The sequence below is a fragment of the Schaalia odontolytica genome, from assembly GCF_009730335.1.
Taxonomy (GTDB): domain Bacteria; phylum Actinomycetota; class Actinomycetes; order Actinomycetales; family Actinomycetaceae; genus Pauljensenia; species Pauljensenia dentiphila.
The window spans coordinates 852416-877849 of sequence record NZ_CP046315.1 but is presented as its reverse complement, the minus strand read 5'-3'; the positions used below and the strand labels follow the sequence as shown (position 1 = coordinate 877849).

At 63.7% G+C, this 25434-nt stretch carries 23 protein-coding genes and 1 tRNA gene; 6 read left to right on the top strand and 18 right to left on the bottom strand.

The genetic code is table 11. The annotated features are described in order from the left end of the window. Nucleotides 1-149 precede the first annotated feature (149 nt). The 8 genes from mcrC to FOC40_RS03775 form a co-directional block, all read right to left on the bottom strand. Nucleotides 150-1223, bottom strand: coding sequence for a 5-methylcytosine-specific restriction endonuclease system specificity protein McrC (gene mcrC / locus FOC40_RS03810; RefSeq protein WP_003794467.1), 1074 nt, complete (start codon nt 1221-1223; stop codon nt 150-152). After that, the gene (locus FOC40_RS03805) at nt 1190-3361 is read right to left on the bottom strand and encodes an AAA family ATPase (protein WP_003794470.1); all 2172 of its coding nucleotides are present in this window, start codon (nt 3359-3361) and stop codon (nt 1190-1192) included. Before FOC40_RS03805 ends, mcrC begins: the two co-directional genes overlap by 34 nt. 116 nt (nt 3362-3477) lie before the next feature. Then, complete coding sequence (locus FOC40_RS03800; protein ID WP_003794472.1) at nt 3478-3741, bottom strand: HigA family addiction module antitoxin; 264 nt, start codon at nt 3739-3741, stop codon at nt 3478-3480. Nucleotides 3742-4749: 1008 nt separating this feature from the next. Further along, a complete protein-coding gene (locus tag FOC40_RS03790) occupies nt 4750-7689 on the bottom strand; it encodes a DUF5979 domain-containing protein (protein ID WP_231126057.1) in 2940 nt (979 codons plus the stop codon). 520 nt (nt 7690-8209) lie between these two features. Then, nucleotides 8210-9079: an N-6 DNA methylase gene (locus FOC40_RS10770; RefSeq protein WP_196773360.1), complete on the bottom strand. Its 870-nt coding sequence runs from the start codon at nt 9077-9079 to the stop codon at nt 8210-8212. A 32-nt stretch (nt 9080-9111) separates the two neighbouring features. Beyond that, entirely contained in the window at nt 9112-9567 is a 456-nt protein-coding gene (locus FOC40_RS10765; protein WP_003794485.1) for a type I restriction-modification system subunit M N-terminal domain-containing protein, read from the bottom strand. Between the two features lie 92 nt (nt 9568-9659). Next, nucleotides 9660-10742: a redox-regulated ATPase YchF gene (ychF, locus tag FOC40_RS03780; protein WP_003794488.1), complete on the bottom strand. Its 1083-nt coding sequence runs from the start codon at nt 10740-10742 to the stop codon at nt 9660-9662. Between the two features lie 37 nt (nt 10743-10779). Continuing rightward, nucleotides 10780-11847 (bottom strand): 4-hydroxy-3-methylbut-2-enyl diphosphate reductase, encoded by a 1068-nt coding sequence (locus tag FOC40_RS03775; protein ID WP_003790279.1) that lies wholly within the window; start codon nt 11845-11847, stop codon nt 10780-10782. A gap of 129 nt (nt 11848-11976) precedes the next feature. On the opposite strand from FOC40_RS03775, the gene xseA reads away from it, so the two are divergent. From xseA to FOC40_RS03760, 3 genes are read left to right on the top strand one after another with little or no spacing between them, the layout of a single operon-like run. Beyond that, the gene (gene xseA / locus FOC40_RS03770) at nt 11977-13305 is read left to right on the top strand and encodes an exodeoxyribonuclease VII large subunit (RefSeq protein WP_003794490.1); all 1329 of its coding nucleotides are present in this window, start codon (nt 11977-11979) and stop codon (nt 13303-13305) included. A 50-nt stretch (nt 13306-13355) separates the two neighbouring features. Continuing rightward, nucleotides 13356-13586 carry an exodeoxyribonuclease VII small subunit gene (locus tag FOC40_RS03765; RefSeq protein ID WP_003794492.1) on the top strand — a complete coding sequence of 77 codons (231 nt, stop codon included), beginning with the start codon at nt 13356-13358 and terminating at the stop codon, nt 13584-13586. A gap of 43 nt (nt 13587-13629) precedes the next feature. Then, nucleotides 13630-14565, top strand: coding sequence for a carbohydrate kinase family protein (locus FOC40_RS03760; protein WP_003794494.1), 936 nt, complete (start codon nt 13630-13632; stop codon nt 14563-14565). An 82-nt stretch (nt 14566-14647) separates the two neighbouring features. On the opposite strand, the gene FOC40_RS03755 is transcribed toward FOC40_RS03760, so the two are convergent. After that, the gene (locus FOC40_RS03755; protein ID WP_003794496.1) at nt 14648-15409 is read right to left on the bottom strand and encodes an isoprenyl transferase; all 762 of its coding nucleotides are present in this window, start codon (nt 15407-15409) and stop codon (nt 14648-14650) included. Between the two features lie 187 nt (nt 15410-15596). Between FOC40_RS03755 and trhA the strand changes: the two genes are divergently transcribed. Next, entirely contained in the window at nt 15597-16280 is a 684-nt protein-coding gene (trhA, locus tag FOC40_RS03750) for a PAQR family membrane homeostasis protein TrhA (protein WP_003794497.1), read from the top strand. A 115-nt stretch (nt 16281-16395) separates the two neighbouring features. After that, entirely contained in the window at nt 16396-16875 is a 480-nt protein-coding gene (greA, locus tag FOC40_RS03745; RefSeq protein WP_003794499.1) for a transcription elongation factor GreA, read from the top strand. Between the two features lie 111 nt (nt 16876-16986). On the opposite strand, the gene FOC40_RS03740 is transcribed toward greA, so the two are convergent. Next, nucleotides 16987-18471, bottom strand: coding sequence for an AI-2E family transporter (locus tag FOC40_RS03740; protein ID WP_039929256.1), 1485 nt, complete (start codon nt 18469-18471; stop codon nt 16987-16989). Nucleotides 18472-18570: 99 nt separating this feature from the next. Here FOC40_RS03740 and msrA point away from each other — a divergent pair, with 99 nt between their 5' ends. Further along, a complete protein-coding gene (gene msrA, locus FOC40_RS03735) occupies nt 18571-19197 on the top strand; it encodes a peptide-methionine (S)-S-oxide reductase MsrA (RefSeq protein ID WP_003794502.1) in 627 nt (208 codons plus the stop codon). Between the two features lie 67 nt (nt 19198-19264). Here the strand turns inward: msrA and FOC40_RS03730 are convergent, their stop codons facing one another. From FOC40_RS03730 to FOC40_RS03695, 8 genes are all read right to left on the bottom strand, one after another. After that, complete coding sequence (locus FOC40_RS03730) at nt 19265-19663, bottom strand: FKBP-type peptidyl-prolyl cis-trans isomerase (RefSeq protein WP_003794505.1); 399 nt, start codon at nt 19661-19663, stop codon at nt 19265-19267. A 33-nt stretch (nt 19664-19696) separates the two neighbouring features. Continuing rightward, entirely contained in the window at nt 19697-20677 is a 981-nt protein-coding gene (locus tag FOC40_RS03725) for a Bax inhibitor-1/YccA family membrane protein (RefSeq protein WP_003794507.1), read from the bottom strand. Nucleotides 20678-20832: 155 nt separating this feature from the next. Next, nucleotides 20833-20906: transfer RNA gene (locus FOC40_RS03720), tRNA-Leu, on the bottom strand. Nucleotides 20907-20958: 52 nt separating this feature from the next. After that, a complete protein-coding gene (locus tag FOC40_RS03715; protein WP_003794509.1) occupies nt 20959-21927 on the bottom strand; it encodes a Ppx/GppA phosphatase family protein in 969 nt (322 codons plus the stop codon). Between the two features lie 61 nt (nt 21928-21988). Then, on the bottom strand, nt 21989-22498 hold the full coding sequence (locus FOC40_RS03710) for a DUF501 domain-containing protein (protein ID WP_003794511.1): 510 nt from the start codon (nt 22496-22498) through the stop codon (nt 21989-21991). Beyond that, nucleotides 22495-23256, bottom strand: a complete 762-nt coding sequence (locus FOC40_RS03705; protein WP_003794513.1) for an FtsB family cell division protein — start codon at nt 23254-23256, stop codon at nt 22495-22497. Before FOC40_RS03705 ends, FOC40_RS03710 begins: the two co-directional genes overlap by 4 nt. A gap of 106 nt (nt 23257-23362) precedes the next feature. Continuing rightward, nucleotides 23363-24640 carry a phosphopyruvate hydratase gene (gene eno, locus FOC40_RS03700; protein ID WP_034511751.1) on the bottom strand — a complete coding sequence of 426 codons (1278 nt, stop codon included), beginning with the start codon at nt 24638-24640 and terminating at the stop codon, nt 23363-23365. Between the two features lie 182 nt (nt 24641-24822). Next, nucleotides 24823-25419, bottom strand: coding sequence for a hypothetical protein (locus FOC40_RS03695; RefSeq protein ID WP_003794515.1), 597 nt, complete (start codon nt 25417-25419; stop codon nt 24823-24825). Nucleotides 25420-25434 lie beyond the last annotated feature (15 nt).

Sequence of the window (25434 nt, the reverse complement as noted above, 5' to 3'; positions counted from 1 at the left end):
GCCCTTCCCCCTCATGGTACGCGCAGAACCGACACGAAACACCAAGAATGCTGCGCAACCATCACGCAAATCCTCCCACCCGCATTCCTGCAAGCGCACGGATGTGCACACCCAACCCCGGCCTCGTCCGTTGAACGTGCGGGCACGGGTCACTCCCCCAGGAAATACTCCTCGACGATCCCATCCAACTGCGCACGGATCTCCAGGAAAGGACGGTCCAGGTCGAGCGTCGTCACGCTGATGCGGTTGCCACTCATGCAGTAAGTGGCGTCGGGCTGGATGTCCTCATCGGTGGCGGCGTAGAGGAGCATGCCCGAGACCTCAACGCTCTCCCCCGCTTGCTCGAACGCAATCTGTTTGTTCTTCACGTACGCGAAAATCTGGTACAGGTTCCCCGAATGCACGGTCCTCTTGTCGAAGTTGCTCTGCATCGTGGACGCGTAGTACTTCGCGTCGATGATGAGCACGTGGCCGCGAGCGCTCAGGGTGATGTCGCTGCGCATGGCGGGCAGCCCCTCCGAAACCCCGTCGTCCAGCGCCCATTCGATGAAGGACGCACTGGCGTTCAAACGGGGATGCTCCCTGCGGTAATACTCGAGGATGAACTTCTCGTAGAGACGGCTCATGCGCTGTTCGTCGAAGAAATCCATCATGCGCGTGGTGCCGTCGCTCTGGGTTTGGAGGAGGCCCTTGACGACCAACCAGCACACCGCCATAAGCATGCGGTACGTGCAATTGTTGCGGTCGTATCGCATGTTCCAGTCGACCGTGTGCAGGTCGATCTCGCGCACGTCCGCGAAGAAGACCATGAGCTTCTTCAGGCTCTTCTTGCGTGCCCGGGAGATGTCCGAACGCACCAGCAGCGCGACCGTCGCCTTGATGACGCGGTTCATCGTCGTGTCGACGCTGAACTCGTCGTAGGAGCACACCAGCTGGCGTCGCAGAATCGCCTGCGATTTCACGGACTCTGTGACCTCGATTTTGCCGCGCAGGGAGGAGCGCGCCTCGGTCCGGCTCGCATACTCCTGCCCGAGGCCTCGTTTGAGTTGCAGGGACACGCCTCGCTCGAGGATCGCGGCGCACAGCTCGGCCGCATTGTCGAAGTCCTCCGTGGCCACGGCGCGGTAGCCCTGCTCGCGCAGCGCCGAGAAGGCGTAGGCAAGCATGTGGAAGACGTTGCGGATGCGAATCACCGCAGCGACCTGCGCAGCCTGTCGGTCCACTCGCGGACCTTGCCGGGCTCGTCGAACCAGTATTCCTTGAGCATCGGGATGAGTTCGTAGTCCACGATCGAGGCCAGGGCTGCGTCGGTGCAGGTCTCAGGCTTCATGTTGCAGAAGTAGCTGTGTCCGATGCAGAAGCCCTCGCCGAGAGACTCGTCCTCGGCGATCGCACGGTTGAGAGATTCCACCTCGCGCACCAGGGCCTCGAACCTCAGATTGCCGAGGCCGGAGCAGTAGTCGCGGAAGCCGTCGGAGTCGAAGGCGGGGCACAGCTCCACGAAGGCGAAGCGGCGTCGCAGCGCGTAATCAAGCATGGCGAGGCTGCGGTCAGCCGTGTTCATCATGCCGATGATGTGGAGGTTGCGGGGCACGTAGAAGAGCTCGCGGGAGTAGAGGAGCTGAAGTTTGTTCTTCGGTCCGCGTTTATCGCTCTCGATGAGCATGAACAGCTCGCCGAAGATCTTGGAGAGGTTGCCGCGGTTGATCTCGTCGATGATGAAGAAGTATGCGTTCTCCTCGTCGTCGGCGGCCGTCTTGCAGAAGGAGTAGAAGGCACCTTTGACAAGCTCAAATCCCGCGCCGGAGGGCCGGTACCCCTCGATGAAGTCCTCGTAGGAGTAGCTCTGGTGGAATTGGATCAGCATGACCCGTGAGGCGTCCTTGACGCCCATCATCGAGTAGGCGAGGCGCTTGGCTGCATAGGTTTTACCGACGCCGGGTGCTCCCTGCATGATGATGTTCTTCTTCGTGCGCAGCAGCCCTACGATCGCGTCGTAGCGTTCCTCGCCCATGTAGACCTCGTTGAGGAATTGCCGGGCGGAGTACTCCGGGAAGATTACAAGTGGTTCTTCGCTCTCAACGTCGTCGTCACTGTCCTCGAAGAACGTCTCAATGCGAGAAAGGAGTTCAGGGTAGTCGGTGATTTCTGTCAGAGTCTTCATTGCCAGTCGTTCGTCGATTGGCCAGTTTCCTGCGGACGTCCAGCGAACCTCCCGACAGTTCGGGTAGTGGCCGCCCTCCGGATCAAAGACGTAGTCACCCGCAACAATTCCTCGCCCGAGAATCTCTGAACGTCCTTTCTTCACGAAAACGACATCGCCCGGCTTCATCTCGTTCGCGAACTGCCACAGGGCGTGAATGTCGTTCTTCTGGGTACCGTTTTCGGGATAGGTCTGGAGCATCTGCGCCTTCAGATCTTCCTTATGTGCGTAGGCAGTCAGATCCCCTATCTCGCCCCATGCCAGTCCCATGATTCCGCGCGAGTAGAACTCGTCCCACATGCAGGCGCCCCTGCCGGGGGCGTAGAGCCAGTAGCGCACGATCTGCACGTCGGCGTCCCCCAGGGCAGCCTCCTGGGTAACTTCTTCCTTCTCTTTGTCAGAGTCTTTGTTCTCACGGTTGACCTGTTCGGAAACGCGCCACGCGTATGCCGAAAGCTCGGGGAAGGATGCGTACTCGTAGGTTCCGGATTTCAACACCAACAGAATGCTGTCGCGAATCCGCAGGTATTCAGCAGATCCGGGCACTTTCTTTATCGACGCCAGCACAGAACGAACCGATGAAGGCATCCGGTCGGGCAGCGCGAGGAACCATCGGTCTCGGGAGCTCAAGTTGACGTAGGCATATGGGCGAATCCAGAAGAGTCCCATCGTGACGTTCCAGCTGGCATGGCGCTGTTGAAGAACTGCATCGTAGGCGTGACGGAACACTGCTTCTGCCTGTTCAGTCGGCTGATCCGCGTAGGCCAGCGCAACCGCAAACAAGTCCCACAGCCTTTCGATATCCCCATCGTCCCGACGCACCTGGTCGTAGAAGGTCGCGTTGATATTGAGCAGGACGGGGACACCGACAAAATCATCATGCAGAGGGGCCTGCACGCCGAGAGCGCCACCAATTCCGAGGGCAACCGCCCGGCGCTTATTGTCTGTGAGGCCTCGATTGAAGAGGCCGTAGACCGTGAAAGGATCAATATCGGTCGGAATGCCGCCTGAGTCAAGCGTCGGCAGGTCCATACCGAGTTCGGCGTAGACATACTGCAACGTAGCAATGAGAGCCTGCCGATCATCCTTGAAGGCGAGCAGTTTGTCCGCTAGTTCCATGAAAAAGCGCGGCCATGAGTACTGGCTATCCGTCGTCATGGCCACACCCTACCACCCGGGTGACAGGCGACACGATTTACGCACACGAGTCCCCAATAGCAAAGCCGGGCCACGCTCTCGCGCGACCCGGCCACTGCCTCCTCAGACTGAGGCGTTTAGGCGACTTCCACCGTCGTAAGCGGAACGCTTCCGCTCAACGTATCCCCCAGTGCATCTTCAGCACGGTCAAGCTCGTAGCGCATCTGCAGGTTCATCCAGAATCCCGGGGTTGTGCCGAAGTAGCGAGAGAGACGCATCGCAGTGTCGGCCGTAATGCCCCGCTTCCCATGGACGATTTCGTTGATACGACGGGGCGGAACACTGATAGCGACGGCGAGCTTGTGCTGCGTAATTCCGAAGCCCTCAATGAAGTGCTCCATAAGAACTTCACCCGGGTGAATCGGAGCAATTTTAGTGGTAGTCAACGATCTCAACCCCTTCTGGACCACTACTGCGCAGGTTGTCACACATCACGACTGCCCTCGCCACGAACGGCGCGGGTCTTCCCGAACAAGCGAACGCACGCGATTGCTCGACCTCTCCGTCTTCCATGACGTAGTCCTTGCCTTCCATGCGCCCCCACCGTCGGGGACGTGCCCTTGCCTGTGAGGATACGCTCAGAACCGACACGAAACACTAAGAATGCCGCGCAACCATCACGCACATTCTCCCACACCCCAACCAACAACCGCACGAACGTACACAACCGAGCCCCGGCCTCGTCGGAGTTTTTTGAGAGACGGTTCGCTACCTCGGGAACTGCGCCGGCTCAATCCCATCCAGCTGTGTGCGGATCTCATCGAAAGCCCGATCCAAATCCAGTTGTTCACGCGGCTATCTGGTTGCCGCTCGTGGCGTAGGTTGCGCCGGGATGGTCTTTCTCGTCAGTAGCCGCATTGAGGAGGATTCCTAAGGCCTCGATACGCTCCCTAGCACGCCCAGGATGAGCACCGCACATCTGCGCTTCGCTTGGAAAAGCTGATGATCTTTCCAGCCGAGTCGCGAGGAAACGGCTTGGCCGATCGCTTCCTACCATAGGGGCGCATCTGCCTCTCAGAAACAACGACAATCCCTGGCTGCGGTTTCGAGCGCGGAAACAATGCGGCCGATAAGTTACCGCTGGGAGCGCTCAACAATTTCGGCGCCAGCAAAAGGAAAGCACACTACCTCAAGATAATCGCAGGCTCGCAAGTCTCTTGAAGACTATTCATTCTTCCCTCATCTCCCGGACGGATCCCCGCGGGCTGACTGAAGCTCCAATGCGTTCAATTCATTGACCGACCAGTATTCCAGACGCGTAGGCGAGCGCCCCCATCCCCGTGCAGTGGGATGAGGGCGCTCACTCTTTGCCTCAGCAAGCTGTTAACAGCCGCTGCGGCTCAGCGATATTAAAGATCGCGACGGCGACGCTTCATCACAATAAGGGCACCACCGGCCCCTACCAGCAAGGAAACGACAATGGCGACCACGACGACGTTCGAAGCGCCTGTCTTGGCCAGCGGCTTGGCGGGAAGCTTCGGCGTCGGCACCGGCGTGTACGTGTTCGTCGCTTTCACGGCAACCACCACGTCCTTGTCAGTGATGGTGACCTTACCGTCATTGGAAAGCTCAGACGCAACCGTATAACCGTCGCGGTTTGCCGTCTGAGCGCGCTCACTCAGCGTGCATGCCGTGCCCGTAGGCACTCGCGGACCCTCCACGATCGTGCCATCACCCGGAACGTCAAGGCGCCCCTCGGTGCCATCCGCACACACGTAGTCGAAAACGAACGTGTCCTGCACGAAAGAATCCTGACCGCCCACAACCGCCTTCGCGACTGAGAAGGAGCCACGATCACGCACGTAGGTGTTGGTGGCAGCAACCTTGACGGTAGCGCTGTCCAACACATTGAAGACCGCGGTACCGTTGTTCACACCGTTGGCAGAGCCGTCAACTGTGAGAACAGTGCTCAGGCTGGCACCATTGATAGTGGCATCACGCTCGGAGACGGAGCACGAACCGACGGGGACATCAGAGACAGCGTGGTTCTCGCCGCCCTTGACAACTACCGTTCCCTTCACCTGGGCGACGCCGGAGGTCGGAGTACACGTGTAGTCGAAGGTGAAACGCGCGTCCTTGGCTAGCTCGGCCCCGTCACCATCCACGGTCTTGGAGATCACGAAACCACCCTTGAGAGGCGTATAGGTGTTAGTCACCGTCACCTCAGGGTTCGGGGTCGCGGTCGCCACGGTTACCTGGCCCGCGGAGTATGCCGTGGCCACGGCGTATCCTGCGCGCTGCGCGGTGTCGGCGTTCTCCTTGATGGTGCAGGAAGTACCGAAGGGAAGGGAGGGGCTCTGGACTGCGGTGCCGTTACCAGTCACCGTCAGGGTGCCAGCCTTTTGTTCCTCAGTGAGCGCCACCGAGTCGTGCGTGCACGCGTACTGCACGGTGAAGTTGTTGTCGGCACCAGTAAAGGCAGCGCCCTTAGTGACCTTCTTCACCGAGAAGGAACCCTTGTTGAGCGTGTAGGTGTTCGTGAAGGTGGCGGCGACCGTCGGTTCGCTAACCAGGCCGATCGTCACGTTCTGGGCGTCATGGCCCACTGGGTCGAGGGTGTAGCCGTCGATGCCGGCCCCTTCGGTATCTTCAGTAACCACACAGGTGGTGCCGACCGGGAACTTTTCAGGGCTGGACACGGGGGTCGAGTTACCCAAGACATCCGTGATCTGTCCCTTTTTCTCGGTCTTGTCCGGGAGGGTGCACGTGTACGTGAAGGAGTACTTTTTCGCGTCCGCCCCCTCGGCGCCGCTGGCTGTCTTGATCACCTGGAATCCATTGTCGGCAGCTCCGACGGTATTCAACAGGTCGACCTTCGTGGTCTTCTGGTCTTCGATCGTCAGGCTCGTGCCAGCACCGGTGCCGATGGTGAACTTCGGGTCCTTCCACACGTAGCCCGCAGGCAGAGTGGGGTTGGCCGTCGAGGTGTCCTCACGCAGGTTGGTGATCGTCGTACCCATTGGGAACGGTGTAGCGAAGCTAGTCTCCTGGCCCCGCTTGACAACCATCGTGGCCGTGCCGGTGCGCTTGTCAGAATTGAGCGTGCTGCTCTGGTCTTCGTTCGTAGGCGGCGTCCATTTCGGGTAGTTGTCTACCGTGGTGCCCGCAGGAAGCTCATAGTCGAAGGTCACCTTGAAGCTGACGTCTGCATCTACGTGTTGGACATAGTCGGAGGCGATCGTCTTTGTGACGCTGAAGGTACCCTCACCTTGCCGCATCTCAACCTCGACGGACCCCGCCACAGCGAAATTCGTAGTCTTCTTCCATCTAAACTTGGTTCCTTCAACCAAAATACTGTTGGTGTAGTCGGTTCCCGGAAGCGCCGTCCCGCCGACGAAGAGAGTCTTGTAGGAGATTGAATAGTTCGTCTTTGCCCTGAAAGGGCCCTTGGCTACGATGGTAATCGGAGTCGTTCCATCGGCTTCCATCTGCTCGCACTCACCAGTGACCTCGAAGGTCCCCTGCGCACCGGTCGTTGCCCCTGCCTCCGGCCCTTTGTCCAGGAGGACCCATTGCGAGGGGTTTTCCTCAGATTCGATGGCAGTGAGGTGGATCGACGTCATCGGGCAAGTCATGCCCGCGCCGAGCGTATCCTTGAAGGTGATGGTCTGTTCCGTCTGGCCATCAAAGGTCACTCCGAGCGCTTTCATGAAGGTCGGCCCACCGAAGTTGAAGTACCAGTTCGTCTCAGTGTCCCCTTCCTTCATTACTCCGATGTAGCTCTTGTAGAACTGTATGTCCGGACGGTAGGAACTTGTGGGCTTGGGGATGCCGCCAGTCCCCGGGAGATCAACGTTGACGGTCTTGTCACGGTTGATGATGAAGGGCAGCTCTTCCTTGCTCGTGTGCGAAACGACACCGAGCTGAAACTTTCCGGTCCCTCGGATGTCCTTGTTTCCAGCCTGGACCAGCGGCGTGATCCCAGCGTCGAACGCGCAAGTCAGAGTGTCGCCTGCGACGGTGCACTGACCCACCGTCTGATCGTCATACTTCATGGGTACCGCAAAGGTCGAGTGGAACTTGAACTCGGCGGGCAAGCTGATTGCGAAGGAGTCACCCTCCTTCGGCGTAATTTTCGAGGCATCCCAGTTGAATGTGAGCAAGGCCAGGCCCTTCACATAGAGCTCACCGCTCTGCTCCTCGTTGGAAGCATTCACCTTGGTCAAGCTCAGGTCGGTCACCTCGATCTGAGGGTTGACAGCGGCCACTGCTGGCGCTGCCAGCCCGTGGGCCACCATAGCCAGGGCCGCCAGGAGGGTGACGGCAACGCCGGTCAACCTCGATCTCACTGCCTTCAGTAGCAGGCTGCTTGTCGATGTCTGCATGCTCGGACCTTCCACGTTGAAAATGGGATGAGAAAACGACGAATGAAGGACACGGCGAAAAGCCCAGTCCTCACGGATATTTACAAAGAAATCTTACCGTGCCTGCCAGACGTATTTCGAGACACTTACAGACCAAGTGTGTGTGAGATCACGCAAACCCGCCCGCTTGAGCGCCATTAGCCCCAAAGGCGCTAGGTCTTTGACCTGCCGTTTTACTGCTGCGGGCTCACAGACGTCCAGTTGGCTGGGATCTACGACCGCTGCATCCCGCTTTCCCTTCAACTTTGTCACTGAGGGCAAGTCTGAACATCAGGAAATACTTACGTGCTGAACCGAAACTCCACCGAGTTCAAATCACCAACAGCTACCCTGGGTATGTCGGTGCCGCGAATGACATAGGCGGGTACATCCGAGACTGGATTCGGAGTCTCGCTACCCCACCCACCCCCGATGTGGTAGGAAACGGGACCACCAAACCTGACAGTCATAATCCGAGAACCCCGTTGATCGCCGCGTCGACCTTGGCGCGAAGAGCGTCGGCGTCGTCGCTGAGTTGAGTGAACTCCTCGTATAGTCGTTGCAGGTCGCTCAAGAAGTCGACGTCTTCTTCGTCGACGGCGGCAGTGCCGATGTAGCGGCCAGGGTTGAGGCTCCAGCCCTGTTCCTGGATCTCGACGCGGGTGGCGATCTTGCACAGGCCGCCGACGTCGACGTACTGGCCGCCGGGGAAGTTCTGCTCAAGGAGTTCGTTACTGCCGTCAACAGTCTGGACGTGTTCGCCGCGATAGAGTCTCACGATGTTGGAAATGAACTCGATCTGTTCCGCGGTGAAGTCACGGTGGGCACGGTCGATCTGATAGAAGACGTGCCGGGCGTCGATGAAGAGCACAGTGTCTTCCCGTGCAGTGCCCAGCTTCGCTTTGTCAAGGAACCACAGCGTCACCGGCAGGGTGACTGTGTAGAAGAAGTTCGGCCCGACGGCCACCATCACGTCAACTGTGCCAGACTCGATGAGCCTCTGTCGAATGTCCTTCTCAGAATGCCCGGTGTCACACGCGGAGTTGGCCATGACAAATCCGGCGCGGCCTTTGGCCGAAAGGGCTGCGTAGAACTGCTGGATCCAGATGAAGTTGCCATTGTCGGCCTTGTATGGGTCCTCGGAGTAGCTGTTGTCCTGACGGATGTCACCGGACAGGCCGTGCAGGGGGAGGTTCATCTTCGCCAGTGGGATGGTGTCCCCGGTCTTCTCTGTACCGAAAAGGGACAACTTGCGGCTGGCTTTCTCGTGATGGCACTCAACGAACTTCGCGCATTGCACGAACATGCCGCCCGAGCCGCAGGCCGGGTCGAACACGCGCCCCTGAAAGGGCTGCAGGATCTCGACGATCAGACGCGCGTCGAGTACGGGGTGAAGTACTTACCACCGCCCTTTCCTTCCTGGGCGGCGAAGTTGGAGAGAAAATCCTCGTAGATGAACCCGAACGCGTCCCCCTCAAGCTGCTTGGGTAGTGGGGCAAACAGGCGAAGGAGTTCGATAAGAGTAGAGCGTTCGAGCTTCTGGGACCCGCGTGGCAGGACGTCCTTGAGCTCTAGGTTGGTCTCTTCGATGGCTTTGATGGCCGCATCGGTCGCCTTGCCGACGTCCTTACCTTCTGGCAGGTTTACCAGGTAGGACAGGCGAGACTCGTCGGGCACATAGAGCACGGACTTCGCCCTGTAGTCCGCGACGTTGGCCGGGTTACGGCTCGTAGCGCCAGCATCAACCGCAGCACGCACGGATTCAAACCGATCTTCCGCGTAGGCCAAGAAGACAAGGCCCAATACCGGGTCACGGTACTGCACCGAAGTCAGTTTGGAATTGGCGCGCAGCTCGTCTGCGGCGCTCCACAGCGCCGCGCGAACCTGGCAAGATCAGTTACCTTCACTTCTTCCCCTCAGACGTTGAAGCGGAACTCCACGACGTCTCCGTCTTCCATGACGTAGTCCTTGCCTTCCATGCGGACCTTGCCGGCGGCCTTTGCCGCGGCCATGGAGCCGGCCTCGACCAGGTCGTCGAAGGAGACGACCTCGGCCTTGATGAAGCCCTTCTCGAAGTCCGTGTGGATGACGCCGGCGGCCTTGGGGGCGGTGTCGCCCTTGTGGATCGTCCAGGCGCGCGCTTCCTTCTCACCCGCGGTGAGGTAGGTCTGCAGGCCAAGGGTGTCGAAGCCGACGCGGGCCAGCTTGTCCAGGCCGGACTCGTCCTGGCCGGACTCGGCGAGCATCTCGCGGGCGTCCTCGTCGTCCAGTTCGACCAGCTCAGCCTCGAACTGGGCGTCCAGGAAGATGGCCTCAGCAGGGGCGACGAGGGCGCGCAGTTCGTCCTTCATCTCCTCGTTGTCCATCTCGGCGGCGTCCATGTTGAACACGAAGATGAAGGGCTTGGAGGTCATGAGCTGGAAGGAACGCAGCGCGTCCTGGTCCAGCTTGGCGCCCTCGGGGCCGGACAGCAGCTCGCCGCGCTCCAGCAGCTCGAGAGCCTGGCGCGCGGTCTCGAGGACGATCGGCTCGGTCTTCTTGCCGCGCACCTCCTTCTCGAGGCGCGGGATCTGCTTCTCGATCGTCTGCATGTCGGCGAGGATCAGCTCGGTCTTGATGGTCTCGATGTCCGAGGCCGGGTCCACCTTGCCGTCGACGTGCACGACGTCGGGGTCGGAGAAGGCGCGCGTGACCTGGCAGATCGCGTCTGCCTCACGGATGTTGGCAAGGAACTGGTTGCCCAGGCCCTCACCCTCGGAGGCGCCGCGCACGATTCCGGCGATGTCCACGAAGGACACGGTGGCGGGCAGGATGCGCTGGGAGCCGAAGATCTCCGCGAGCTTGTTCAAGCGCGGGTCGGGCAGGGGAACGACGCCGACGTTGGGCTCGATGGTCGCGAAGGGGTAGTTCGCGGCGAGCACGGTCGCGCGGGTCAGGGCGTTGAACAGGGTGGACTTGCCGACGTTGGGCAGTCCGGCGATACCGATAGTAAGAGACACGCCCCCATCCTATCGGAGCAGGCCCGGTGGTGTTGCCCTACTTCGTGTGGTTTGGCCCGGCGACGCGGGGCGCGTGGGGACGCGCGGGCGCCATGCCGGCCTTCTTGAGGTCGGCGCGCAGGTCGCGGGGCAGCGCGAAGGTCGTGGACTCGGTTTCGGTGCGGGCCACCTCAACGGTGGGGAATCCGCGCTCCTGTAGCCATTCGATGACCTCGCGCACGAGGATTTCGGGCACGGACGCGCCGGAGGTGAGGCCCACGGTGCGGGCACCCTCGAACCAGGATTCCTCGAGCTCGTCGGCCTTGTCGACGCGGTAGGCGGCGCCCGCCCCGGCCTCAAGCGCGACCTCAACGAGGCGCACAGAGTTCGAGGAGTTCGCCGAGCCGACGACGACCATGACGTCCACCTGGGGCGCGATGTGCTTGACGGCGCCCTGGCGGTTCTGGGTGGCGTAGCAGATGTCGTCCGACGGCGGGTCGATGAGCTGCGGGAAGCGCTGACGCAGACGGTCGACGGTCTCGCGGGTCTCGTCGACCGAGAGCGTGGTCTGGGAGATCCACACGACGCGCGAGGGGTCGCGCACGACGACGTTATCGACCTCGTCGGGGGTGCCGACGACCTGGATGTGGTCGGGGGCCTCGCCGAAGGTGCCCTCAACCTCCTCGTGGCCCTGATGGCCCACCAGGATGATGTCGTAGTCTTCCTTCGCGAAGCGCACGGCCTCGCGGTGCACCTTGGTCACGAGCGGGCAGGTCGCGTCGATCGTGGCGAGGTGGCGGGTGGCAGCGGCCTCGTGGACGGCCGGGGAGACGCCGTGTGCGGAGAACACGACGCGGGCACCCTCGGGCACCTCGTCGGTCTCCTGCACGAAGATCGCGCCGCGCTTGGTCAGCGACTCGACGACGAACTTGTTGTGGACGATCTCCTTGCGCACGTATACGGGCGCGCCGTAGAGCTCGAGGGCTTTTTCAACGACGTCGACGGCGCGGTCCACGCCGGCGCAGTATCCGCGGGGGGCGGCCAAGAGGATGCGGCCGCTGCCCTCACCGTGGGAGGAGGGCAGGGGGGTCTCGGCGCTGGCTCGCAGGTCGACGTTTTCATTCATGCGTCCACCCTAGCGCCCGCGGCCCGGGGCGTGCGCGCGCTCGTGGCAATCCCACACGCTCCTCATCGACGAGGCCGGGGCTGTCGACAGGCGTACGCTGCGGCAGCGCGGCGGGGACTTTCCTGTGGCATGCTGAGTGGCGTGACATTGCCTGATACTCATGCTGCGCCGCCTCCGGGCGGCTCGTCCCAGCCTCGTCCGCCCGCCACGAAGGCGGCTGATACGACGCGGGATAATCCGTGGCCGCTGCGCAGGCTGACGGAGAACATCAAGGTGTACGTGGACCGCATGAGCCCCCTGTGGGTGGAGGGACAGGTCGTCGAATACAAGGTACGCCCGGGCGCAAAGATGCACTTTTTGACGCTGCGCGACCTCGAGACGGACACGTCGATGACGGTGACCGCGTGGGCGGGCGTCATGGATTCCACGCCCCTCACCGAGGGCGCGCGCGTGGTGACGCGCGTGAAGCCGGTGTTCTGGGAGCGCTCGGGCCGCCTCAACCTGCAGGCCGCGGAGATTCACCTCCAGGGCGTGGGTGATCTGCTGGCCCAGATTGAGGCGCTGCGTGCCCGCCTGGCCGCAGAGGGGCTGTTCTCGGATGCACACAAGAAACCGCTGCCGTTCCTGCCGCGCACGATCGGTCTGATCTGCGGACGAAACGCGAAGGCGAAGGACGACGTGGTCGTGAACGCGTCGGACCGCTGGCCATCCGCCCGCTTCGAGATCCGCGAGGTCGCCGTGCAGGGCGATCACTGCGTACCCGAGGTGGGCCGCGCCCTCCTCGAACTGGACGCCATGGACGACGTGGACGTCATCGTCATCGCGCGCGGCGGCGGCGCGGTCGAAGACCTTCTCCCCTTCTCCGACGAGCGCCTCGTGCGCGCCGTCGCGGACGCCCGCACGCCCATCGTCTCCGCGATCGGCCACGAGGGGGATTCTCCCCTGCTGGACCTGGTCGCAGACTACCGGGCCTCGACCCCGACGGATGCGGCTCGCCGCATCGTGCCGGACCGCGCCCGCGAGCACGACGGCATCTCTCAGGCGCTGACCCGCATGCGTGGGGCGCTGGGCGCGCGCCTGGCGACAGAGCGCTCGAACCTGACGCTCATTGCGTCACGCCCGGTGCTCCAAGGCCCGGAGGCGATCGTCGAGGGGCACCGTGTAGCCCTCACGCAGCGGGTCACGGCGATGCGATCGGCGATCGAGCGTCGGCTCGCCTCAGAGCGCCAGCAGCTGACTCGCTCGCGCGCGACCCTGACGGCCCTGTCTCCGCAGGCGACGCTGGACCGCGGCTACGTGCTGCTGAAGACTCCCTCCGGCGCGCTCATCACCTCTTCGGCGCAGATCAAGAAGGGCGACCTCATCGAAGGCATCCTCGCGTCGGGCCGCATGGTCGCCCAGGTCGTGGGTGCCACCAACCCCACTCCTCCCGCGGACGCGCCCAACACAGGCACCTGACACTCAGGGTCCCGGCCTCGTCCCCGAACCTCTCACCCAAAGGAACACAAATGACCACGAACGACCAGCTCCCCGATCCCCAGTCCCTCGGCTACGAGGAGGCGCGCGACGAGCTCGTGCGCATCGTCCAGACCCTCGAGGGCGGTCAGGCCCCGCTTGAGGACACTCTCACGATGTGGGAACGCGGCGAGGCCCTGGCAGCCCGCTGTTCCCAGATCCTGGACGGCGCCCAGGCTCGTCTTTCTGAGCGCACCTCCACGCCCTCCCCCGAAGCACGCTAATGTACATTCTGTAGATCCGCTCACACGCAGGTGAGGAGACGCCATGACGGTGCAATCTGGCCCCCACATTCTCGCGATCGGCGAGGCGCTCATCGACGTCGTCATCACGTACGAGCAACCCGACTTCCCCGTTGAGATCCCCGGCGGCTCTCCCGCGAACGTCGCCCTAACGCTGGGGCGTCTGGACCGGCCGGTGGCGCTGGCGACCTGGATCGGTCTGGACGAGCGCGGCCGTCTCATCGACTTCCACATGTACGATTCCGGCGTGCACGTCACCGGGGCCTCACGCGGTGCCTCGCACACGTCGACGGCGCTGGCACGCCTGGACGAGTCGGGGGCCGCCTCCTACACCTTCGACCTGGAGTGGGCGCCGGCTCCTCCAATCACCGTTCCGCCTACCGCGCAGATCATCGAGGCCGGTTCAATCTCCGCGATCATTGAGCCCGGCGCCTCCGCAGTCCTCGACGCGCTGACCCGCGGCCGCGAGCACGCGCTCGTGTGCTTCGACCCGAACGCGCGCCCCTCGATCATGGGCGAGCCCGCGGCGGCGCTCGCTTCCCTCGAGCGTTTTATCGCCCTGGCTGACGTCGTCAAGGTCTCCGACGAGGACATCGAGTGGCTGACAGGCGGCGCGCCCATCGACGAGGTCGTGGATCGTTGGCTCGGCATGGGCGTCTCGCTCGTCGTCGTCACACACGGTAAGCACGGGAGCCTCGCCGTCACCTCCTCGGGCGTGCGCTTCACGAAGACACCGAGCGACGTCAAGGTCGTCGACACGGTCGGCGCGGGCGACTCCTTCATGGGCGGCATGATCGACGCCATGTGGGGCATGGGCCTGCGCGGCGCCGACGCGCGCGCGACCCTGCGCGCCCTGCCCGAGGAGCAGGTCCGCGCCATCATCGACCGCGCCAGCGCCGTCTCCGACGTGACCGTCTCGCGCAAGGGCGCGAACCCTCCCTGGGCGCACGAGCTCTCCTAAGATCGCCACACACGTGACGAGGCCGGTCCCCACAACGGGGTCCGGCCTCGTACATCGAACGCTCGGCACGATTGGCGCGCGTTTACTTGCCCATGCGGCGCTCCCGCTGCGCGTAGGAGCGCAGGGCACGCAGGAAGTCGACGCGGCGGAAGTCCGGCCAGTAGACCTCGCAGAAGTAGTACTCGGAGTGCACGGACTGCCACAGCATGAAGCCCGACAAGCGCTGCTCGCCCGAGGTACGGATGACGAGGTCGGGGTCGGGCTGGTCCTTCGTGTACACGTGCGCGGTGATATCCGCGTCCGTGAAGGAGTCGGCGAGCTCGTCGAGGGTGCGCCCCTGGGCCGACGCCTCGCGCATCATGGATCGCACGGCCTCGGTAATCTCGTGTCGTCCGCCGTAGCCAACCGCGATATTGACGGTCATTCCCTGCACGCCGGCGGTGCGCGCGACGGACGCACGCAGGTCCTCGGCCACCTTTTCGGGCAGCAGGGAGAGGTCGCCGACGACGGCCAGCTTCCAGCGCCCCTGGTCCGCCAGGAGGGAGACGGCCTCGCAGATGATGCGCAGCAGCTCGCCCAGCTCGCCGGCATCGCGCGAGAGATTATCGGTGGACAGGAGCCACAGCGTCACGATCGACACACCCGCGTCGTCGGACCACTGGAGGAACTCGCTGATCTTCCCGGCGCCAGCGCGGTGTCCCTGCGAGGCGGTCGCGCCCAGGGACTTCGCCCAACGACGGTTACCGTCCAGGATCACGCCGATGTGGGCGGGCACGGCGGCGTCAGACAGCTCGGCTTTGAGGCGACGCTCGTACATGTCGTAGAGCATGTTCCACTGGGCCATGATGTCCCTCCTGCTACTGTCGCACCCCGTGGTGCGGCGTACTCTTATGACATTAAGGGTATCGCGCCGTAGGACGGCAAGGAAACACAAGCACTCTCGAAGAGCGAGAACACGCCTATCGCAACAAGTTACGGCGTAGTAACCTACGGACTCGTAAGAAATGTTGACAGATTGACAGGGGGAACAGATGAGGATCGCATCGCTCACGCCCAAGGAATGGTTCTCGGGCCAGCTCGTGCAGATCAAGCCGAAGCTGCGCGGCTGGCTACACCTGGCCGCCGCCCCTTTGTCCCTGGCCGCATCCATCGTCCTCGTCTGTCTGGCGCCCACGACCCCCACGAAGATCGGATCCGCCGTCTACCTGGCCTGTTCCCTCATCCTCTTCGGCGTCTCGGCCGCCTACCACCGCTTCTACTGGGCCCCGCGCTGGGAGATCATGTGGAAGCGCCTCGACCACTCCAACATCTTCCTGCTCATCGCGGGCACCTACACGCCGATCACGATCGCACTCCTGGACCGCTTTGACGCGACTGTTCTCCTGTCGGTCGTGTGGGGAGGGGCGATCGCCGGCATCCTCCTCAACCTCTTCTGGCCCAGCGCACCGCGCTGGCTGACCACCTTCGTCTACGTCGCACTCGGGTGGGTGGCGGTCTGGTATCTGCCCCAGCTGTGGGCGGGCGGCGGCCCCATCGTGGTGTGGCTGATCGTCGCCGGAGGAGTCCTCTACACGCTCGGCGCGGTCGTCTACGGCACGAAGAAGCCCGACCCCTCCCCCACCTGGTTCGGCTTCCACGAGATCTTCCACGCGTTCACCGTCGCCGCGTGGGCCTGCCACTGCGTCGCCGTCTACCTGGCGGTCCTGAATTCCTGACGCGCCGCCCGGCCAGGCTGCACCCGTGGCCAGGCGCAATGTTGCTACACTCGACACCATGCGCGCCGGCACCCGTGTGTCGGCGCTCGATTACTGACACGTCATTGGAGGAACCATGGCTGACACACAGTGGCTCACGCAGGCCCAGTACGACCTGCTCGCAAGCGAGCTGAAGGAGCGCGTCGAGGTCAAGCGCGTCGAGATCGCGCGCCTCATCGATGCCGCCCGCCAGGAGGGCGACCTGCGCGAGAACGGCGGCTACCACGCTGCGCGCAACGAGCAGTCCATGAACGAGACCCGCATCCAGGCCCTCCAGGAAATGCTGGAGCACGCCGAGGTCGGCGAGACCCCCGCCGACGACGGCATCGTCGAGCCCGGCATGGTTGTTACGGCTCTGGTGGCCGGCCGCGAGCAGAAGTTCCTGCTCGGTTCGCGTGACGCCGGCGGTGACCTGGGAATTCAGGTCTTCTCCGCACAGGCTCCCCTGGGCGCCGCGGTCATCGGCCACAAGGCCGGCGACAAGCTCTCCTTCGAAGCCCCCACGGGCCGCATGATCGACGTCGAGATCCTCGACGCCAAGCCCTTCGAAGGCTGAGTTCAGAGGCGCGTAGACCCATGAGGCTTCGCGCGCACAGCTGACACGCAATGAGCGGGTCCCACCACTTGGTGGGACCCGCTGCGCATTACATCTGCTCGCGAGGAGGCCTTACACCTCCACGTGGGGTGTCGGAGGCTCTCCCGGCTTCTGCTTCTCATCAGCCGGTGTTTCCTCCTGGGTCGCGTCCCCCTCCGACTCGACACGGGCCTCGACGTGAAGATCCACGGACGCCACGACCTCGTCCTCACTCAACTCCTCACGAGCAACGTACGGGCGCGTATCCGGCTTACCCGCGTAGGAGGCGGCGATCTTCTCCTCGAGCATGCCCGGAGGGCCACCCGGGCGATCCTCGGCGGTCGCCAGCTCGGGCATCGGGTCATACCCGTGCAGGTACATGACGGTCGCGTTGATGAAGGCGGCGATCGGCACCGAGAAAACCGCGCCCGCAATGCCCGCGATCGCGGAACCGGCGGTGATGACAAGCATGACGGCGACGGGGTGCAGGGAGACGGCATTCGACATCATGAACGGCTGCAGGATGTTGGACTCGACCTGCTGGACAACCAGGATGATGACGAGCATGATGATCGCCTTCGTCAAGCCACCGTTCACGGCCGCCACCAGCACCGCGATGACGCCGGAGGTCAGGGCGCCCAGAATCGGCACGAACGCAGCGAAGAAGGTGATGACACCGATCGGGATGGCCAGGGGCACGCCCAGGAAGAATGCGCCCAGCGCGATACCGATCGCGTCGATGGCCGCCACCTGGATCTGTGTGCGCACGTAGGAGCCGAAAGTTGCCCAACCGCGGATCGCGCTCTCGTGGACGGGAACGCGGGCGGGGGCGGGCAGCAGGCGCACACACCACAGCCAGATCGAGCGCCCCTCCTTCAGGAAGAAGAATAGACAGAAGAGCATCGTCAGGCCGGAGGTCGCCAGCGTACCCACCGACGAGGTGATGCTCAGGGCACCGGTCGCCAGCGTTTCCTTATTGCTATTCAGCCAGTTCACCAGCTCGGAACGTAGCTGCTCGGCCGCGGCCGTCAGGACAGTCGTATCGATCTTGAGAGGGCCGTCCTGCAGGAACTCGTTGTGCACAATCGCGTCGAGCAACTTGCGGAAGCCGTCCGCGGCCTCCGAGGCCAGCTGCGGGACCTGCTGGATAAGTTCGGCGGCAGCCTGGCTCAGCGCACCAGCAACGACAGCGAAGAAGACCAGCAGACCGACAGTTGCGGCCAGCGACGAGGGAAAGTGCAGGCGGCGGCGCATCCAGGAGACGAGGGGTTCGAGAAGCACCGCCACCGTCAGCGCGATCGCGACCGGCATGATGACGATCGTCAGGCGCGCGATGCCCCACAGCACAGCCAAGACCAGGCCGGCGACGACCAGAGTGCGCCACGAGATCGCTGCGGCCACACGGAGGGTACGCGGGACGGCAGCTGCCACGTCGCGCTCATCCTCGTGTTCCTCGCGCACGGACACCATGACAGGCGCGGGTGCGGGTTCATCTGCGTGTTTCGACGGCAGGGCAGCTGAGAGCCTGCCGATGAGGTCGGATAGCTTCCATCGCGGCTGTTCCTGAGTGTCGGCCACGGTCCCTCCTTTTCGTTCACCCCTCAGCATACTCGCGCGCACACGCATTTCCGTTCGCGCAGCGCGCTTACCTACCACGAGGGGCGCATACTGGGAGGTATGACATCGTTTTTCAAGCAGGCACACACGAACGTTCACGTCTCCACGCACGCGGTCCTCGGCTCAAACATGAGGGACGAGGCCAGGGCGGGCCAGGAGGTCATCTACCTCGCAGCGGGGTGCTTCTGGGGCGTCGAGAAGGCCCTGTGGAATGCGCCCGGGGTCGTGACCACGGCGACCGGCTACATGGGCGGGCATTCGACCAACCCGACGTACGAGCAGGTGTGTTCTCACTCGACGGGTCATGCGGAGACCGTGCGCGTCGTCTTCGATACCGCGCTCACGAGTGCCGCTGACCTCGTTCGCCTCTTCTTTGAGATCCACGATCCGACGCAGGTGGGCGGACAGGGCAACGACATCGGCGACCAGTACCGCTCTGCGATCTGGACGACCACGCCCGAGCAGCTGCGCGACGCGACCGCCCTGCGCACGGCCTACCAGGAGGTGCTCACCAAGCGCGGTTTCGGCCCGATTCAGACAGTCATCTCCCCCGCTCCAGATGCTGACTCCACCGCACGTTTCTGGTACGCGGAGGACTACCACCAGCAGTACCTGTTCAAGAACCCGGGCGGCTACGAGTGCCACGCCCGCACGGGCGTTGCCTGCCCGGCGCTCCCCCACGAGTAGCCAACGCGTGAGACAGATGTGGGGTGGGCCGGCACGTGTGTGCCGGCCCGCCCCACATCGCGTGAGATCAGTTCACGCCCAGGATGTCGGTGACAAACACGAGGGTCGCACCGCCGGGGATGCCGGCCTGCGGGACGCCGCGATCGCCGTAGCCGAGCTCGGAGGGGATGGACAGCAGGACGCGGTCGCCCACTCGCTTGCCCACGAGGCCCTCGTCCCATCCGGGGATGACCATTCCAACGCCGATCTGGAAGGACAGGGCGCCGCCGCGGTCGAAGGAGTTATCGAAGTCGACGTCGGAGCCGAAGACCGCGCCGTAGTAGTGGCACGTGATCGTATCGCCGGCCTCGACGACCTGGCCGTCACCGCCGTGCAGGACCTCGACGACGAGTTCATCAGAGGGGGTGCCGTCGAAGGACAGGGTGGGCTTGCGGCCGAATTCGTCGGCGACAGAGATGTTTTCCATGATGTCTTTCCTTAGGGTCGGTGAAGCGACGCGTCAGTCGCGGCGCATGAGGTAGGACAGGATCCTGAGGATCTCGAGGTAGATCCAGATAACGTCGGTCATGATGGCGAAGGTGCACAGCCACGAGTACTTCTCAGGCACATTGTTGGCGACACCAACCTTGACGGTATCGAAGTCGCGCACGAGGCACAGGACACCGATGAAGACGGCGAGAACACCGATGATGATGCCAAGCGGAATACCGAAGATCTTTGCGTTGTTCACGGCCGTCATGTCCACGAGGCCGGTGACCGAGAGGACAAAGCTGGCCATGTAGTAGAAGAAAAACGCAGTGCAACCAATGCCAGCGACGCGGGCGAGCGTCGAGGAGTTGCGCACGAAGCCCATCGTGAAGGCCGCCAGGGTCACGCCGATAACGACGAGGGTCGCAACTACCGCGGTGACGACGATGCCCGGGTACATCAATTCGAAGGCGAAGGACAGGGCACCAAGGACAAAGCCCTCGATCAGCGAGTAGGCGATGATCGCGGCCGGGCGGACCGTCTTCGAAAACCGGATAAACAGACCCAGCCCCAGCGTCACCACGCACGCGCCAAGAGCCACGAGCATAGCCGCGCCGAGCGTCACGATGCCCGTCAGCCATCCTGCGGTCGCACCCATGAGCAGCAGACCGAAACAGATCAGGGACTTGACCACAACGTCGTCGTAGGTCATCGTTCCACGATCCACCGCGTCGGCCGCGGGAGCGTTCATCATCGCCTCGTACGAGGCCATCTGCTCCTCATAGCTGGACGACACCGGGTAGCCCTCGGCGCCAGCCTGTGCAGTGCCGTAGACCGGCTGCCCCGAATAGTCGACACCCTGCTGGGTGCCGTACGGGTTGGTCGCACCCGTGTAGGGGTTCTGTGCCTGCGCCGAAGCGGGCTGGTACCCCGGCATCTCGGGGTAGCCGGCGGGAGTCGTCGACTGAGTAGACCAGTCCTTCACGATCGAATTCATCACCGGGTTGGCCATTTTTCCTCCTCATTCAGTGATGCAGTGCCTCTAGTGTCGCACGAGGCATCCACGGGTGGGAAACGTACCATTATGCGCGCAGCGCAACGCGGCATCCACACGCGCAGCGAGTTCCACGAACTGGCCACGGCCTCGTCAATGACACCGCTGGTCTGTACCCCCGGTGGGACTCGAACCCACAACACACCGATTTTAAGTCGGTTGCCTCTGCCAATTGGGCCACGGGGGCGTGCACGCGCACGTCCAGCCTACGGGAGGCTGGCGTGCGCCTCAAGCTCCGCTCAGATCATCGCCTGTGCGATGCCATCGAGGATGTCGTGCTCGGAGGTGATGACCTGCTCGATCGGGTGCCCGGCTGCCTCGGCGCGCGCCAGAACGCGCGTGACGATGCGGCTCCAGATGAGCGCGCCTGCCGCGATGACGTCCTCGCGTCCCTCGGGCATGAAGCCCAGGGAGGCCTTCACGGAGGTCGGCTGATCGACCATGAAGCGCACGGCTTCCTCGAACTGGGCGGCGCTCAGGCGGGCACCGTGGATGCGCTCCGGCTGGTAGGAGGTGAGCCCCAGTGCCTGGGCGGTCAGGGTGGTCACCGTGCCCGCGACGCCCACGAGGGAGCGCACGCGTGCCAGGTCCACGGACTTTTCCGCGCCGTCCAGCTGCTCATCGATCCACGCGATCGCGCGCTCCTGGTCCTCGACGGGCACTCCGCCTGCCGGATCCACGTGGGAGAAGAACTTCTCGGTGACGCGCACGGCGCCCATGTCGATCGAAATCGCCTGTTCGACGCGGGTCGCACCCAGCACCAGCTCCGTCGACCCACCGCCGATGTCGACGACCAGCATCGGGGCGGTCACGGACTCGCCCAGGCCGCTCACCGCGCCGTTGAAGGACAGGGAAGCCTCCTCCGTGCCGACGACGACCTCGGGCTCCACACCGATGATGGCCTTGATCTGGCGCACGAAGTCCGCGCTGTTGGACGCATCTCGGGTGGCGGAGGTCGCCACGAAACGAGTGCTCGTCGCGCCCAGGGCCTCAATCATGCGCTGGTACTCGACCACGGCCTCCACCGTGCGCTCGATCGCCGCGGGGTCCAGGTAGCCGCGCGCATCCACGCCCTGCCCCAGGCGCACGATGCGCATCTGGCGGGTCAGATCGCAAAGGTGAGGGCGGCCGTCCTCGCCGATATGTCCATCGGCGACAAGCAGTCGGATCGAATTGGTTCCACAGTCAATGGCAGCTACGCGGGTCATCGCTTCGTTTCTACGGGGGTGAGTCCCGGACGAGGCCGGGGCGGGCACGGGCAAAAAGCGCTCAGCAGGAGCAACGGGAGGTGGAGAACAGGCCACGCTCGTCGAGCATCGCGAGCGCTCGGTCCCCGATCGGATTCACGCCGGGGCCGGCAGCCAGAGAATGGCCGACGAGGGCATGCAGGCACTTGACGCGCGTGGGCATTCCGCCGGCGCTCACGCCCGAAATCTCCGGGACGTCGCCCAGGGTCAGGCGCGCCTGAATGTAGGCCTCGTGGGCACGCGCATAGGCGGCGCGCAGCTCCTCATCAGCCGCGAGGTCCTCGTTGAGGGTCTCCATGACGTGCTCGGCCTCAAGCGTGGAAGCGCCCTTCACTGCCGCCGGGTGCGTCAGGTAGTAGGTCGTGGGGAACGGCGTCCCGTCAGGTAGGCGCGGCGCGGTGGCCACGACCGTGGGCCGACCGCACACGCAGCGCGCGGCGATACCAACGACCCCTCGGGGCACGCGGCCCAGCTGGGAACGCAGGACCTCCAGGTCCTCTTCAGTGGCGTCGGTGGTGTTAACGAGGCTCATTCTCCGCTTTCTTGGCTGGTGGTGGGAGCCTGGCCCGACTGGCTGCTCTCAGCCGACGGGATAGGCGTCGCACTCGGCGGCTGGTCCGCCTTCCCCACTAGGATACCGAGCTGATGTACCCAGGGGCGCGCCGGTCCAGTGGATGCAGCTGCGGCCGCCAGCGCCGAGTCCTGGTATTGCGGCCCCGGATCCACCACCGTGTATTGGGTCTCACCGGGGCGAACGAATCCGAGGCGCTCGCGCGCCTGCGTGGAGATGTAGTCGGGGTCATTCCACAGGTCGAGCTGACGCTGCATGTCGGCATTCTTCTGCTGTTGCTCGGCGACCTGCGTCTTAATCTGCGCGAGTTCACGCTCCTGCTGCCACCACTGGTAGAGGCTGGGCACCAGCATGACCGACAGAATCGCGGCGACGATCAGGACGACGAGAAGTCGCGTGGACACGTCGAGGCCACCGATGGACAGGACCGAAGAGCCCTCCGCGGCGGGGCGTACAAACGAAGAGCGCGACGTGCCCTTCTCAGCGCCCTTATTCCTGCGGAAGAAGCTGCGCTTTGCCCCCTCATTCTTCTGTGCTCCCCGCGCCGACTTCTGGCGCTTCGCCGAGGCCTCGGCCCTCTTCGAGGATTTCGAAGCCTTCGCGGCCGCCCTGCGCTGGCGCGACTTTTCCGCGTTGATCTCACGCGTCGTACGCGCTGCCTCCGAAGCGGAGGAGCGACGATGCGAAGAGGGGCGAGAAGAAGGACGACGGCTAGCCATTCTTCTATCGTGCCCTAAGTTGACGTCTTTGGCTCAGCCCCACGCCGAAAAACTCCGCGCGGACCCTTACGGGCCCGCGCGGAGCTATGCGGCTAGTTGCCTAGGCTCACTTGAAGCGAGGGAAGGCAGAGCGGCCAGCGTAAACGCCGGCCTCGCCCAGCTGCTCCTCGATGCGCAGCAGCTGGTTGTACTTGGCGACGCGCTCGGAACGAGCGGGAGCACCGGTCTTGATCTGGCCGGAGTTGGTGGCGACGGCCAGGTCGGCGATCGTGGTGTCCTCGGTCTCGCCGGAGCGGTGCGAGGTCATCGAACGGTAGCCGTTGCGGTGCGCTTCCTCGACGGCGTCGAGGGTCTCGGTCAGCGAACCGATCTGGTTCACCTTGACGAGCAGCGCGTTCGCGGCGCCCAGCTCGATGCCCTTCTTCAGGCGGGCGGGGTTGGTGACGAACAGGTCGTCGCCGACCAGCTGGACGCGGCCACCGATCTCGGAGGTCAGGGCCTTCCAGGCATCCCACTCGTCCTCGGACAGCGGGTCCTCAATGGAGACCAGCGGGTAGTTCGAGATGAGCTTCTCGTAGTACTCCACCATGTAGTCGGTCGAGCGGCCTTCGCCCTCGAACTGGTACAGGCCGTCCTTGAAGAACTCGGAGGAGGCAACGTCCAGGGCCAGGGCGACGTCCTCGCCCGGCTTCAGGCCTGCCTTCTCGATCGCGGAGACGATCAGGTCGAGGGCCTCAGCGTTGGAGTCCAGGTTGGGGGCGAAGCCGCCCTCGTCGCCCAGACCGGTGGACAGCCCGCGCTCCTTCACGACGCCCTTGAGCGTGTGGTAGACCTCGGCGCCCCAGCGCAGAGCCTCACGGAAGGAGGGAGCGCCGATGGGGGCGATCATGAACTCCTGGATGTCAACGTTGGAGTCCGCGTGGGAGCCACCGTTGAGGATGTTCATCATAGGGACGGGCAGGACGTGAGCGTTCGGGCCGCCCAGGTACTTGTAGAGGGGCAGGTCCGCGTACTTCGCGGCAGCCTTGGCGACGGCGAGGGAGACGCCGAGGATGGCGTTCGCGCCGAGCTTGCCCTTGTTGGGGGTGCCGTCCAGGTCCAGCATGGCCTGGTCGATGTAGCGCTGATCGTCAGCTTCCTCGCCGATGAGCTCGGGGGCGATCTGCTCGACGACGGCGTCAACGGCGTCCTGGACGCCCTTGCCGAGGTAGCGGCCCTTGTCGCCATCGCGACGCTCGACGGCCTCGAACGCGCCGGTGGACGCGCCGGAGGGAACGGACGCGCGCGCAGCGGTGCCGTCCTCGAGGACGACCTCAACCTCAACGGTCGGGTTACCGCGCGAGTCGAGGATCTCGCGTGCACCAATGCCTTCAATAACTGCCACGTCATTCTCCAATCGATGTTGTTGCGTGGAAGCGGTCAGTACAACGGTAATACGGACCGCCATATGTGGTCACCCCCGGCGAGGGGGACGTTGTGGTTTTTGGGGCTATCAACCCCGGTTGTGCACCCGGACAAGCGACATTAGTCCCTGCCGGAGGCGCTGTGAGCGAATACTCACAAGGCTCACTGGGCGCTGCCACCCAGGAGCGCTGCCGTAGGATCGTCCTTGGCTCCAGATACGGCGTCACCAAAGAGGGGCATGGTCGGTGCCTGGCCTCCACCCAGGGTCGGCTGGGAGAAACGCGGGTTGATCCGCGCGTTCGCTGCGGCGCGGGCCTGCTCGAAGGCCTCGTTCATGGCTGACACAGCCCCCGGGTTCACCTGAGCGACCTGGCTGAGCTGCTGATTCAGGAGCAGGGAACGCACGGTCGCGCGCGTGCCGCGCCCAATTACGGGCACCTGAGCACCGGTCTGCGTCGCAATCTGCTCGATAGCCTGGTCGACCTGCTCGTCGGTCACACTGATGCCCACTGAGTCGGCCACTGCGACGAGCTGCGGTTCGTTCATGAGGCTGGCGCGCACCTGATACGCGCCGATGGAGGACTGCCCGCCCGTCACTGCGGCAATCTGGCTCACGGCCTCGTCAACTTCCGCGATGCTGTAGTCGCCATTGTTGGTGATGACGGCAGCGCCGGGATGGGCGGAGCACGCCCCCATTCCCAGTCCTGCGGCCACAATCAGGGCGGCGGTGGCGAGCTGGCGTGTGTAGCGCACGAGCATTCCTTCCTCAGATGT